Here is a 12,495-nt window from a genome sequence, read left to right as displayed (position 1 = left end):
GGCAAGCTTTTTTTCTTCCAACCGTTGAAACTCAAGGGAAAACCGTGAGTGTGGAGGATAAACTTTTGACAATACCGAATTGCGAAACGAGGTGAATGAAATGGAAACGAAGGAAGCGAAAAAAGTGATGGATCTCATCGTGTCGTACGAGCAACGGGGGATGAAAAAGGGGATTGAAAAAGGAATGGAAAAAGGAATGGAAAAAGGAATCGAAAAAGGCAAGATGGACGTTGCGAAACGGATGCTAGAGAAAGGATATGACGTGCCAACGATTTGTGAGTTGACCGGACTGCCAGTGGAGGCGGTGGAAAAGTTGAAAGAGTAAAAAGCGGAGGGGACGCTGTTCCGATGCAGCCAATCTGTTTTTTCACTCATTCTCCCATTGATGAAGGGAATCAGTGGTTTTTCACGGGCCTTCTAGGAGGCCGGTGATTTAATGCAAAATACTGCTGATTCCACCCATTTCTCAATTAGAGAAACCTCGTAGAATCAACTTTCTTTTCTGAATGAAAATACCGCCGATTCGTGTGTGACAGCGGTTTTTCACGGGCCTTCTAGGCTAGCGCCCCGACGTTCGTGTACAATGGCGGTAGGAGGGATCAAGATGCGCCATTGGTGGAAACGGCTGTTTTACGGGGGCGGCATCGCCGCGCTGTTTGCAAGCGCTTCCTTCACCGCCTATTGCGCTTGGAACGTGTATGCGTATCCGAAATCAGAGAAGGAACGGGTTCCGGAAACAACGAAAGAGGCCTATCATTTCGTGCTTGTGCCGGAGGAACTCGATAATGATTACTGGAGGCTCGTGGAAAAAGGAGCGAAAGCGGCGGCGAAAGAACTGGGGGTTGACCTCGAGTATATCGGCCCGCGGCAGGCGAATATTGATGAGCATTTGCGCATTTTGAAAAAAGCCGCGGCAGCGAAAGTCGATGGGATCATCACCCAAGGGTTGACGGAAGCGGAATTTGTCCCAGTGATTAACGAAATCACGGACAAAAATATTCCTGTGGTGACGATCGATACGGATGCCCCGATGAGCCGACGTGTCGCCTATGTGGGAACGGATAATTATTATGCCGGTTTTCTTGCGGGACGAGCGTTAGCTGAGGATACGGAGGGCAAGGCGACGGTCGCGATTATTACCGGCAGTTTGACGGCGGCGCACCAACAGCTGCGAGTGCGCGGATTTGAGGATGCGGTGAGACAGGAAAAAGGCATCCGCATCGTTGCCATCGAAGAGTCGCACATTACGCGTGTGCAAGCCGCGGAAAAGGCGTATACGATTTTGAAAAAGCACCCGGATGTGAATGCGTTTTACGGCACGAGTGCGCTCGATGCGATTGGCGTTGCCAAGGTGGTCGAGCAGTTTCATCGGGAGCAAAAGACGTATATTATCGGTTTTGACACGCTTCCTGAGACGATCCGCTATTTGCAAAAAGGAACGATTGCGGCGACCGTCGTGCAGGAGCCGTATGAAATGGGATACAAGGCTGTCCAACTGATGGCCGAGCTCGTCGCCGGGAAAGACGTGCCGGCGGTGACGAATACGGAGACGAAAGTCATTCGGAAAAAAGACTTGCCGCTGCGCCCGGCGCGCAATTATGAGGTCAACACGCCATGAAGGTGCCTGCCAAGCCTCCGTCGGGAGAAGGCGGAAAGCGGAGAACGGTTGGCGAACGCCGCCAAAGCATGAGAGATGGCCGGCCTTGACGTTCGACCACGTTCGGCTGGAAGTTTCCAGCGTCTCAGTCTCAGAACGTTGGGTGATTTACTTGACGTTCGACCACGTTCGGCTGGAAGCGGCAGGACGATGCAGGCGACAAAGCGCCGGTGACAGCGGGGTGGAATTCAGATGAACATTCGGACGAAGATGCTGCTTTGCTTTACCGTCTTTTTGCTTTTGCTAAACGGAGCGGTGTTTCTTTTGTATGAGACGAGCGAAGAGATGATGAGCGATTATGATCACCGGATGCGCCGATTGTTGTTGCTCAATGAGGTGTCGCAGCGGGCAAACCGAATGATGGAACAGCTCAATGCGTACGTCTCGGAAAAAGAAGGACGGTATGCACGCGCTTATGAGCAGGAGTTCCGCTGGCTGCAGCAACGCCGCCGGCAGCTCGGCGCCATCTTGCCGGTGCTGTCCGACCGGCTGGCGGCAGAAAACTATGAACATATGATTGAAAGTTTGCTGGAGGAGGCGGCGCTGACCGTCTATCATTTTCAAGCTGGAAATATTGGCTTGTACTCGTCCCACTTGCATGAAACGATGAACATTGCGTCCTTTTTGCAAGAGGAAACGTTAAACTTGATTGACGATGAGCTGACGGCCTACCAACGGCGGTACGATGAAGTGGAGCGGCGCAACCGCTATTTCCGCTATATGGGAATGGGATTGTTTGTCACGACGTTGTTGCTTGGCGCCTTGCTGGCGGTGTTCTTTTCCGGCCACTTAACGAAGCCGATCATTCTTCTCTCGCGCGCTGCCCGATCCATCGCTGACGGGCGGCTGGACGGGCCGGATATTGAGCCGATGACCAACGATGAGTTGCGGCTGTTGACGATCACGTTTAATGACATGCGCCGCAATTATTGATTTTCTTATTTGTGTACGGGTTTATCGGCTGGACGGGGTATGTGTCGTTAAGCAACTGGAACTTCCTTGTGCCGGATTGGTCGTTTGCCGGGTTGAAAAACTATTTGTATTTGTTTCATGATTTCCGCTTTCAAGCCGACTTGCGCAATACGCTTGTGTTTACGGTGCTGTTTATCGCCGCCGTCATTGTGCTCGGCCAACTGCTTGCCATTCTGCTTGACCAAAAGCTGCGCGGCGAGTCGTTGTTTCGCAACATTTTCTTTTTCCCGATGGCCTTGTCCTTTGTCGTCACCGGGGTCGTATGGCAATGGCTGTTCAATCCGTCCACGGGCGTCAACTTGTTTTTAAAACCACTTGGCTTGGACGGAAAATGGTATACGGATACGAACATCTTGTTCGGATTTCATTGGGGCAAGATTGAATTTGGCATCCCGGTCGCCATCATTGCGGTGGTTGTGGCGGCTGTTTGGCAAATGACTGGCTTTGCCGTCGCGATGTATCTCGCCGGCCTGCGCGCCATTCCGGATGAGGTGCGGGAAGCGGCGCGGATGGACGGGGCGACCGAGTTTCAATTGTATTGGAAAATCATCTTGCCGCTCCTCCGGCCGATCACGGTCAGCGTCATCATCATTATGGCTCATATTTCGCTCAAAATTTTCGATTTGATTTACGCCATGACCGGGCCGGGGGCGAACTTTGTCACCGATGTGCCGGGCGTGTACATGTTTGAAACGACGTTCCGCGGCAACTATTATGCGAACGGAGCGGCGATCGCCATGGTGATGCTGCTATCGGTGGCCATCTTTATTGTTCCGTACCTTATCTCGAGCCGCAAGGGGGGATCGTGATGGCGAGATCCGTATGGGCCCGGCCGTTTTTGTATGCGCTGGCCGTTGCCATGAGCGTGTTTTTCCTCATGCCGGTGTATGTCATGGTCATCACGAGCTTGAAGCCGCTTGATGAAGTGACATTGGCCGATATGTGGAAGCTCCCGTCGACCATCGATTGGAGCAGCTACGCCACAGCGTTTGACAAACTCGCCCCAAACTTTTGGAATTCGCTGCTGCTCGTCGTACCGGCGACGTTGTTGTCCGCGCTGCTGGGGGCGCTCAACGGCTACGTGCTTTCGAAATGGAAATTTAAGGGGGCAGATACGCTTTTTACGCTTATTTTGTTCGGAATGTTCATTCCGTATCAAAGCATTCTCATCCCGCTGATCCAATTTTTGCGCGAAATCGGGCTGTACAACACGATTCCAGGACTTGTGTTCGTTCATGTCGTCTACGGCATTCCGATCACCACGCTGATGTTTCGGAATTTCTACGCCGCGATTCCTGATGAAATGATTGAGTCGGCGAAAATCGACGGCGCTGGGTTTGTCCGTATTTTTCGTTATATTATGCTCCCCTTGTCCATCACTGGATTTGTCGTCGTGGCGATCTGGCAGTTTACAAACATTTGGAACGAGTTTTTGTTCGCCGTGACGATCACGACATCGGACAAACAGCCGATCATGGTCGCCTTGCAAAACTTATCCGGCAGCCAAATCGTGCAATGGAACGTGCAAATGGCGGGAGCCCTGTTGGCAGCGCTGCCGACCTTGCTTGTGTACATTTTCCTTGGCAAATATTTTGTTCGTGGGTTGTTGGCTGGTTCGGTGAAGGGTTGAACGGGCGAAAAACGGAAAACGTCTCCGTCAAGCCGCCATCATGGCGGCTTTTCTCTTTTGTCTTGTAGAATAGTTGAGCCTTGAGGGTGAGGGAGGCGATCGCTTCGCAGCGCTACACGCAGCCGGCGTTTCCCGAGCGCATGTTCCTTTATGTCAGCGATTGTTTCGAAAATACCGCCGCCGCATTCTGCCCATTGCCATCTTCAGCTATGACACCATCCGCAATGAACCGTCCTCGTTCACCATCCAGTTTTCGTTCCTAACCGTTGTTGGTTTCCATTTTCTTACCGTTGAACTGCGCAAGTTGCCATGGCGTGAGTACATTCGCCGCGACAACCCGGTCGCGGTCGCTCTGGTAAGCAAAATGGGGGATGATGAAAGTGAAAGAGTGGCCGCGGTGTCTTTGTTCCGGCCCTTGCCGGTATTGCGTTAAGAATGCTTGATATTGCCGGTGGATGGTGTGCTCTTTTCTCTTCCATGCCTCCTGCTTGCCAGCTGATTGGTGGAGTAGGGCAGCGATAGGGAACGTTGACGGTCATGCAAAAGCGTGGTAAGATAACATAAAAACATACTATTCATATTTATTTACTATGAATTAAAGGATGGGTGAAAGGGGAGAGAGCAGTTGATTCGATTCCAGTATATTGAGAGCGGAGGGGAACGCTTGGCGGTTTCGATTCATGATCCAGCTGTGTCGGTTGATCGTGATGATGTGCCTGTTGTTGTCATTTGTCATGGGTTTATCGGTACGAGGATTGGTGTGGATCGGTTGTTTGTCCAAGCAGCGGAACGATTTGCTTCGGCCGGAGTCGGAGTCGTCCGTTTTGATTATGCTGGTTGTGGGGAGAGCAGTGGAGAATATGGAAAAAACCGATTTGATGATTTCATTCGACAAACGAGAGATGTCATTCGTACAGTGGAACAATTTCCGTCGTTTCAGCGTCGGCCGCTTGTGCTTCTCGGCCATAGTTTGGGAGGGGCGGTGGCGACGGTCACAGCTGCATTGGATCGGCGAGTCGAACGATTGGTGCTTTGGGCGCCTGTTGCGTATCCACATGCAGATATTGTCCGCATTGCCACAGATGGGTATGGCCGCTCGGATGGTGAAACGATTGAGTACCGCGGATATCGATTGTCCCCTTCCTTTTTCACTTCGCTCGTTGACATCGACCCGTTGCAGGCGGCGAAACAGTTTCCGGGTGATGTCCTCCTTGTCCATGGAATAGCCGATCAAGAAATTCCTGTCACGTATGCAGATGTCTATGGGGAAGCATTCGGGCAACGAGCCGATTCACGATTTGCCAAACAAGTCATCCCAGAAGCGGATCACACGTTTTCTTCCGTCTCCGCGCGAGAACAGTTGCTGCAGATCACGACGGCTTGGCTTTTCCAACGTGCGGTGGTCGTCTAGCAAGGGAAGGTGCCCACGAACGAGCGGGCACCTTATCATTTCGAATGTCTGTGCTGTCGTTATTCTGATCTTCTCGTTGAAGCGGCGGACTTGGTCGCGAAAGAAGACGGCTGTCCTAGAGCTAGCCGTCTGTTCGTGAGCCGATCGGGCGGAACGCGGCAGCGGGATGATCATGCGCCAGGCGCGGGCCGTTCCCGAATAGCTTCTCCCGCATGGTTCCAGGGGTGTAGGCGGTTTTGTATAGACCGCGTCGTTGCAGGATGGGAACGACATATTCAATGAAATCGTCCAAATCTTTGGGCGTGATCAGATGGGTTAAATTGAATCCATCCACCCCCGAGCGCCGAGCTCGCTCTTCGATGGCGTCGGCGACCTGTATCGGGTTGCCGATTATGACGGATTCCCGTGTGAGCGTTCCGGCTTTTTGAAGCGCCTCACCGATCGTTAGCGGTTTTGTGGCGTCTTTTGTTAATGAAGCAGCTTTGTAGTGTCCATGATCCGTGGCGCGGAACAAGAACGGTTCATCGGCTGGCTTGGCTTCATATTCAGCCAAGTCATAGCCGCTCGCCCCGCTGAATTGGGCTTTGGCGGCGTCCATGCTCCATAGGCGGCGCAATTGTTCATATTTTGCTTCCGCTTGCTCCGTCGTTTTGGCGACAATGACCGTTAAAAAGGTGAAAAATTTCAGTTGTTGCGGATCTCTTCCGTATCGCTCGGCTCGTTGGCGAATGTCTTGAATGTAGAATGACAGCCGTTCGGGGGACGGAGCGCCGACGAAAACACACTCCGCGTGTTTGGCCGCGAACGCCCTCCCGCGTTCGGATGAACCAGCTTGGTACAACACTGGCGTGCGTTGCGGGGAAGGCTCGCATAAATGCGGACCTTCGACAGAGAAAAAGGCGCCGTGATGGTTGATCGGATGAATTTTGCCAGGATCAATCAACACGCCTGTCTCGCGATCTTCGAGGAAGGCACCTTCTTCCCAGCTTCCCTCCCACAACTTATAAGTCACTTCCAAACACTCATCCGCGACCTCATATCTCTGATCATGGGCGATCATTCTCTCCAATCCAAAGTTTTTGGCCGCATTGGGCAAATAAGAGGTGACAATATTCCACGCGATGCGGCCGTTTGTCAGATGGTCCAGCGTGGAAAATCGCCTTGCGATATGGAACGGGTGCTCATAAGTGGTGCTTGCCGTTAACACGAATGAAAGATGGGTCGTGACGCTCGCCATGACTGGAATGATTAAGGAAGCGTCGTTTAGTGGAAATTGCATCCCGTCGCGAATCGATGGATCTTTGCTTTGTCGATACGTGTCGTACACCCCGAGCACATCAGCAAAGAAAACAGCGTCAAACAGCCCGGCTTCGAGGCGCTTAGCCATTTCGATCCAGTAGTGGAGCTCTTTGTAGCGGCGGTGGCGCTCGCTGTCGGGATGCTTCCATAAACCGTGGGCATTATGCATCGCGCTTGCCATCTCAAAGGCATTGAATAATAGGGGTTGATCCATCAATTTGTCCTCCTTTCAAGACTGGCGGCTCTCGTGATGACGAGCCGCCGGCTGCTATGGATCATTGTTTTTGGAACCAATCGGGCCATACGTATCCTTTGTACTTCGGATCTTCTTTGATCAATTTAGCGAATTCTTTCGATTTGTAAGCGGCGATCAAATCTTTGACAAAAGGTTTGTCTTTGTCCTCCGGACGGATGGTGACGACGATCAAGTAGTAATCAGGCGTTTTTTCTAAGGCGACGGCTTCGGTTAATTTTAACCCAGACGATAAGGCGAAGTTGCCGTTGATCAAGGCGTAGTCCACATCGCCCAACGCCCGCGGCAGTTGAGCGGGATCCAATGGTTTGAGAATGATGTTTTTGTGAAATTTGGCAATATCTTTTTCCGATGCTTTTGTCGGTTCGACATCTTTCTTTAGTTCTAAAAGGCCGAGCTGCTGCAGCATCGTTAGCGCCCGCGCTTGATTGACCGGTTCGTTCGGCAAGGCGATGGTCGTTCCGTCCCGAATGTCATCGAGGGACGTATGTTTTTTTGAATATAAACCGATTGGAACGGTCGGAATCGAGATCAAGGGCTGCAATTTCATTTGATGTGTTTTGGCGAAGTTTTCAAGATACATTTGGTTTTGAAACACGTTGGCGTCAATTTCTTTCTGATCTAGTGCGATATTGGGCTGCACGTAATCATTGAATTCAATTAATTTCACTTTGTATCCTTTCTTTTCTAGATAAGGCTGAATGGCTTCGCGGATTTGATCGCTGTATGGACCGGCGGTGGCGCCGATCGTGATCGTTTTCTTTTCCTCTTGTGCCGAGGAAGAGGATGATGAGCAGCCTGTTGCTCCGAAGATCAATACAATAAGGGCGAATAGAAAAGAAAAACGCTTCATGAACGATTCCTCCTCATAAAAAGGTTGGTCAATGCCGCAAAAAAAGGCAGCCATTATCGGTTGAAAGCGAGGCCAGTGTTGCTTGACGGAACAGGCGCTTCGCTCATGCGAAACGTTTATCGCTTATCGATCCAGCGGGCGATCGAGTCGCCGACAAACTGGACGACCTGCACTAAGCAGAGAAGAATGATAATCGTTGTAATCATCACCGTGTTGTCGTATCGATAATAACCAAAACGAATGGCTAGATCCCCCACACCGCCGCCTCCGACAATGCCGGCCATCGCTGAGTAGCCGATCAAGCTGATTGCCGTAATGGTGAGCCCATGGATGATGCCGGGAAGAGCATCGGACAGCAGAACATCTTTGATAATCATCCACGGAGTGGCTCCTACGGCGGTAGCAGCTTCAATCACGCCTTTATCGACTTCCCGCAAAGCGGTTTCCACAATGCGGGCGAAAAATGGCGTGGCGGCCACGGACAGCGAGACGGCCGCTGCTGTTGGACCAATGGTGGTGCCAACGAGCAGTTTTGTCAACGGTAGCAAGGCGACTAGCAAAATGATAAATGGGATCGAGCGGACGATGTTGATGAGAAAACCGAGAATGGTTTGCAGTGGTTTGTTTTCCCAAAACAAACCACGATCTGTCACAAATAAGAGCACCCCAAGCGGAAGCCCGGCGATGACGGCGGCTAACAGAGAAATGCCCACCATGTACAACGTATCCCAGAACGCTTTTAATAGTTCTGGAGCCAGCGCTTCAAGCGGCACGATCGATCACCTCGACTCCTTTTGTCCGTTCGGCCATGTAGCGAATGGCGCGCTCGACTTCCTGTTCATCTCCGCTCAATTCTAACAGCAGCACCCCAAGCGGTGTGTCGTTAATGTACTCAATTTTTCCGTGCAAAATGTTCCCGCGCACACGGAATGTTTGCAGCGTGTCGGATAGGATGGCTTGTTCAGCGGCAGGCCCTTGGAACAAAATCCGCACTAACGTTCCGGTTCGCGCTTGAAGCAGACGTTCTGGAACATCTAGGCGCAGCACATGCTCAACGAACGAGCGGGTCAACGGCTGCTGCGGTTGGGTAAACAGATCGTATACGCGGCCGATTTCGACAATGCGGCCGTTTTGCATCACAGCGACACGGTCGCAAATTTCTTTAATGACTTCCATTTCATGCGTAATGACGACAATGGTAATGCCGAGTTCGCGATTAATTTGCTTGAGCAACTGCAAAATAGAAGACGTTGTCGCTGGATCGAGGGCGGATGTCGCCTCGTCGCACAACAGGACGGTCGGATTGTTGGCTAAGGCGCGGGCGATACCGACGCGCTGTTTTTGCCCTCCGCTTAATTGAGACGGATAAGCGTCACGTTTATCCAAAAGTCCAACCATTTCTAGCAGCTCGTGGACGCGAGTTTCGATTTCGGTTTTTGTCTTGCCTGCCGCTCGCAAGGCAAAGGCGATGTTTTCAAACACCGTTTTGGAACGAATTAAGCAAAATTGTTGAAAAATCATACCGATCTTCAATCGCGCTTCGCGCAATGCCGCTCCAGACAAGGCGGTGATGTCGGTGTCATCGATGATGATGCGGCCGGATGTCGGTCGCTCCAATAAATTGATGCACCGGAGCAAGGTGCTTTTTCCAGCGCCACTATGTCCAATGATGCCAAAGATTTCCCCGCTTTGGATGGAAAGGGAAACATGGTCGACGCCGACCACTTCTTTCCGATGGACGTTGTACATTTTCGTCAACTGTTCAATGTCAATCATGTCGTTCCTCCTTTCAAATGGTCGGAGAAGGATGTGGATTTGTGTTTGCTTTTTTGGCGGTTGTCGTTCCATTGGAAATGGCTTGGGACGCAAGCAATTCCAAGACAGCGTCTTCCATCGGCGGATTATGCAATCCCGCCCGAACGTCGCGGTAATATTGTTGCAACGGGTTGGAAAGCTGCAAGCTTTTGGCGCCGACGATGCGCATGGCCAAATCGACGACTCGGTTGGCGCTGTTTAAGGCAATATATTTGGCGGCTGCCAATTCCCGATCCATGAATGGGCGTTTTTCTGGAAGCGTATCCCATCGTTCGGCCACAAAATAAAGAAAATGTCGAGCTTGAAACAATTCCATGTCCATTTGCGCGATTTTTTGCCGAACGTGCGATAGATGGATGATCGGTTCGAATACGCTGTTCGGTTGATAGTGTAAGGCAAACGAAATGGCGTAATTTCTCGCCGCGATGGCCGTCCCTAAATAGCAGGCTGGAATATGCAAAAGCCACGCTCGGCTTCCTCCTCCTTTGACGAATTCCAATTGATCGAGTTCGACTAAAGCATCTTGAGGCAGTTCGACATGGTCGAAAATGACGTCATCGCTTCTTGTCCCGCGCATGGCGATCATGTTCCACGTTTGTTCAATGCGAATGCCGTCGAGTCGATGATCGACGAGGAAAAATCCGACTTTTCCCGTATCGGCAATCGTTGCGGTCACCAATGAGTAGTCCAAGGCTTCTGCCATTGAAGCAAATGATTTTCTTCCGGTGAGAATCCATTTTCCATCGCGTTTCACTGCCGTCGTGACCGGCTTTCCTCCGCGCGTCGGGCTTCCGGTTGCTTCTTCGGTGGCGAGCCGGTTGATGACCGCTTTTCGTTCGACAATTTCGCGGCAAAGCCATTCAAAGGTGCGCCGATTCCATGTGTTGCGTTCGCGAATGTCGTAGACAAGTCCCAAATGCCAACCGGCGCACAACCCGGTGGAAGCATCCCCTTGGCTAAGCCGTTCTTGAATGAGAATCAATTCATATAAGGACAACTCTTGCCCGCCGAATTGGTTGGGCACGGTCAACGACAAATAGTTCGTTTCTTTCAAACGGTTGAAATGCTCAAACGGAAACATCGCTTCTTCATCGATTTGCCGCATGTTCTGGCGAAATTGTTCTGCAAGCATGGCCGCCTGGTGCAACAGTTGTTCGTGACGTTCCGTTTTCACAAACAGTTGTGATAAATCATTGGCTAATTGTGGGATGACATCGGGAAACGACAATGGAATCTCTCCTTTTCGATCGATGTTCGACGATTGGTCTTGATTTTTCGATTCCTCACACGCGGATCGACTTTGGCACCGGCAATCCTAAGTGGTCTCTCAATGTTGTTCCTTCATAGTTGCGACGGAATAACCCGCGTTTTTGCAAAATTGGGATCACATGCTCAACGAATGATTGCAGTCCATTTGGATAATATGGGAACATGAGATTAAACCCGTCCGCTGCCCCTTGGAGAAACCAGTATTCGAGTTGGTCCGCGACTTGTTCGGGAGTGCCAATGATCGTAAAGTGCCCTCGCGCCCCGGCGATTCGTTGGTACAATTGGCGAATCGTCAATCGTTCGCGGCGCGCTAGATCAATGATGAGTTGACGCCGGCTTTGGTTTCCATTTGTTTCTGGAATGTCGTCGGGAAGCGGATCATCCAGTGAATAACCCGAAAAGTCGATGCTGCCTAAGTAGTCGGATAAAAACGCCAGTCCGACCTCTGGTACGATCAGCTCCTGCAATTGTTCATATTGCTCCCTTGCTTCCTGTTCGGTTCGGCCAATGTAAGGGGCTACGCCAGGCATGATCAACATATGGTCAGGGTTGCGTCCGGCGCGTGCGGCTTCCTGTTTCACAGTTTGGTAAAACCGCTGGGCGTCAGTCAACGTCGATTGGGCGGTAAACACGACTTCTGCAACATGGGCGGCGAAACGGATGCCGTCTTGTGATGAGCCGGCTTGAATCAAGACCGGTTTTCCTTGCGGCGGACGCGAAGAGTTCAGCGGTCCGCGCACAGAAAAATGTGTTCCATGATGATTTAGTGGCCGCCACTTTTCGGCATGAAAGTAGATTCCGGATGATTGATCGCGAATCAGTGCCTCTTCGTCCCAACTTTCCCACAGACCGTTGACGACATCGACAAATTCACGCGCACGCTCGTAGCGCAGCCGATGTTCCAAATGGGCCGTTTGGCTGAAGTTGTACGCTTCTTCCTCATAGTAAGACGTTACGATGTTCCACGCTGCTCGCCCGCGGCTAATATGATCGAGCGAGGAAAATTTTCGCGCGATGTGAAACGGTTCATTGTATGTGGTGGAAGCAGTGCCAGCCAACCCGATGCGATGGGTCACAGCTGCTAAAGCGGCGAGCAGTGTGAACGGCTCGAGCCGGACGATCTCGGCAGGGTGAGACAACGGCTCGATAGCGAGCCCGTCGCTGACAAACAACATGTCCAGCTTCCCTTGTTCCGCTATTTCAGCAATGCGGCGAAAAAATGTGAAATCTTCACACCATTCCGGCCGCACATCGGGGTGTCGCCATGCGGCGATATGATGGCCGACGCCCATGAGAAACAGCCCGAATTTCATTTGCCGCACACGCATGCCATGGA

Annotated in this window: 9 protein-coding genes and 4 pseudogenes; 7 read left to right on the top strand and 6 right to left on the bottom strand. The window is 51.5% G+C overall.

Annotated elements, in window-relative coordinates; translation table 11 throughout:
* Positions 1-67 precede the first annotated feature (67 nt).
* From B4113_RS03895 to B4113_RS03870, 7 genes and pseudogenes are all read left to right on the top strand, one after another.
* Positions 68-325 (top strand): annotated as a pseudogene (locus B4113_RS03895) (DUF4351 domain-containing protein); the annotation flags it as partial.
* Positions 326-604: 279 nt separating this feature from the next.
* Positions 605-1,618 carry a sugar-binding protein gene (locus B4113_RS03890; RefSeq protein ID WP_061912235.1) on the top strand — a complete coding sequence of 338 codons (1,014 nt, stop codon included), beginning with the start codon at positions 605-607 and terminating at the stop codon, positions 1,616-1,618.
* A 231-nt stretch (positions 1,619-1,849) separates the two neighbouring features.
* A pseudogene (locus tag B4113_RS21110) lies at positions 1,850-2,584 on the top strand (HAMP domain-containing protein); the annotation flags it as partial.
* A pseudogene (locus B4113_RS03880) lies at positions 2,584-3,438 on the top strand (carbohydrate ABC transporter permease); the annotation flags it as partial. The pseudogenes B4113_RS21110 and B4113_RS03880, both read left to right, overlap by 1 nt.
* Complete coding sequence (locus B4113_RS03875) at positions 3,438-4,259, top strand: carbohydrate ABC transporter permease (protein WP_033842966.1); 822 nt, start codon at positions 3,438-3,440, stop codon at positions 4,257-4,259. The pseudogene B4113_RS03880 and the gene B4113_RS03875, both read left to right, overlap by 1 nt.
* Positions 4,260-4,357: 98 nt before the next feature.
* Positions 4,358-4,650: pseudogene (locus tag B4113_RS18465) on the top strand (DUF4351 domain-containing protein); the annotation flags it as partial.
* A 234-nt stretch (positions 4,651-4,884) separates the two neighbouring features.
* On the top strand, positions 4,885-5,670 hold the full coding sequence (locus B4113_RS03870) for an alpha/beta hydrolase (protein WP_081897157.1): 786 nt from the start codon (positions 4,885-4,887) through the stop codon (positions 5,668-5,670).
* A 121-nt stretch (positions 5,671-5,791) separates the two neighbouring features.
* On the opposite strand, the gene B4113_RS03865 is transcribed toward B4113_RS03870, so the two are convergent.
* The 6 genes from B4113_RS03865 to B4113_RS03840 all read right to left on the bottom strand — a co-directional run bounded on the left by B4113_RS03865 (position 5,792) and on the right by B4113_RS03840 (position 12,487).
* Positions 5,792-7,183: an LLM class flavin-dependent oxidoreductase gene (locus B4113_RS03865; RefSeq protein WP_033842967.1), complete on the bottom strand. Its 1,392-nt coding sequence runs from the start codon at positions 7,181-7,183 to the stop codon at positions 5,792-5,794.
* Positions 7,184-7,244: 61 nt separating this feature from the next.
* Positions 7,245-8,075, bottom strand: a complete 831-nt coding sequence (locus tag B4113_RS03860) for a MetQ/NlpA family ABC transporter substrate-binding protein (RefSeq protein WP_033018366.1) — start codon at positions 8,073-8,075, stop codon at positions 7,245-7,247.
* Between the two features lie 116 nt (positions 8,076-8,191).
* Positions 8,192-8,848: a methionine ABC transporter permease gene (locus B4113_RS03855; protein WP_014196859.1), complete on the bottom strand. Its 657-nt coding sequence runs from the start codon at positions 8,846-8,848 to the stop codon at positions 8,192-8,194.
* On the bottom strand, positions 8,838-9,851 hold the full coding sequence (locus B4113_RS03850) for a methionine ABC transporter ATP-binding protein (protein ID WP_033842968.1): 1,014 nt from the start codon (positions 9,849-9,851) through the stop codon (positions 8,838-8,840). The genes B4113_RS03855 and B4113_RS03850 overlap by 11 nt, the downstream gene beginning before the upstream one ends.
* Positions 9,852-9,864: 13 nt before the next feature.
* On the bottom strand, positions 9,865-11,118 hold the full coding sequence (locus tag B4113_RS03845; RefSeq protein WP_051962597.1) for an acyl-CoA dehydrogenase family protein: 1,254 nt from the start codon (positions 11,116-11,118) through the stop codon (positions 9,865-9,867).
* Positions 11,119-11,173: 55 nt separating this feature from the next.
* Positions 11,174-12,487: an LLM class flavin-dependent oxidoreductase gene (locus B4113_RS03840; RefSeq protein ID WP_033842969.1), complete on the bottom strand. Its 1,314-nt coding sequence runs from the start codon at positions 12,485-12,487 to the stop codon at positions 11,174-11,176.
* Between the last annotated feature and the right edge of the window lie 8 nt (positions 12,488-12,495).

Origin of the sequence: Geobacillus sp. B4113_201601 (assembly GCF_001587475.1) — a bacterium.
GTDB lineage: Bacteria > Bacillota > Bacilli > Bacillales > Anoxybacillaceae > Geobacillus > Geobacillus icigianus.
This window is presented reverse-complemented; position numbering and strand designations above follow the sequence as displayed.

Excerpts from the sequence above, each read along its gene's own strand:
- B4113_RS03890 (WP_061912235.1), top strand. The coding sequence starts at position 605 with ATGCGCCATTGGTGGAAACGGCTGTTTTACGGGGGCGGCATCGCCGCG.
- B4113_RS03840 (WP_033842969.1), bottom strand. The coding sequence starts at position 12,487 with ATGCGTGTGCGGCAAATGAAATTCGGGCTGTTTCTCATGGGCGTCGGC.
- B4113_RS03850 (WP_033842968.1), bottom strand. The coding sequence starts at position 9,851 with ATGATTGACATTGAACAGTTGACGAAAATGTACAACGTCCATCGGAAA.
- B4113_RS03860 (WP_033018366.1), bottom strand. The coding sequence starts at position 8,075 with ATGAAGCGTTTTTCTTTTCTATTCGCCCTTATTGTATTGATCTTCGGA.
- B4113_RS03865 (WP_033842967.1), bottom strand. The coding sequence starts at position 7,183 with ATGGATCAACCCCTATTATTCAATGCCTTTGAGATGGCAAGCGCGATG.
- B4113_RS03875 (WP_033842966.1), top strand. The coding sequence starts at position 3,438 with ATGGCGAGATCCGTATGGGCCCGGCCGTTTTTGTATGCGCTGGCCGTT.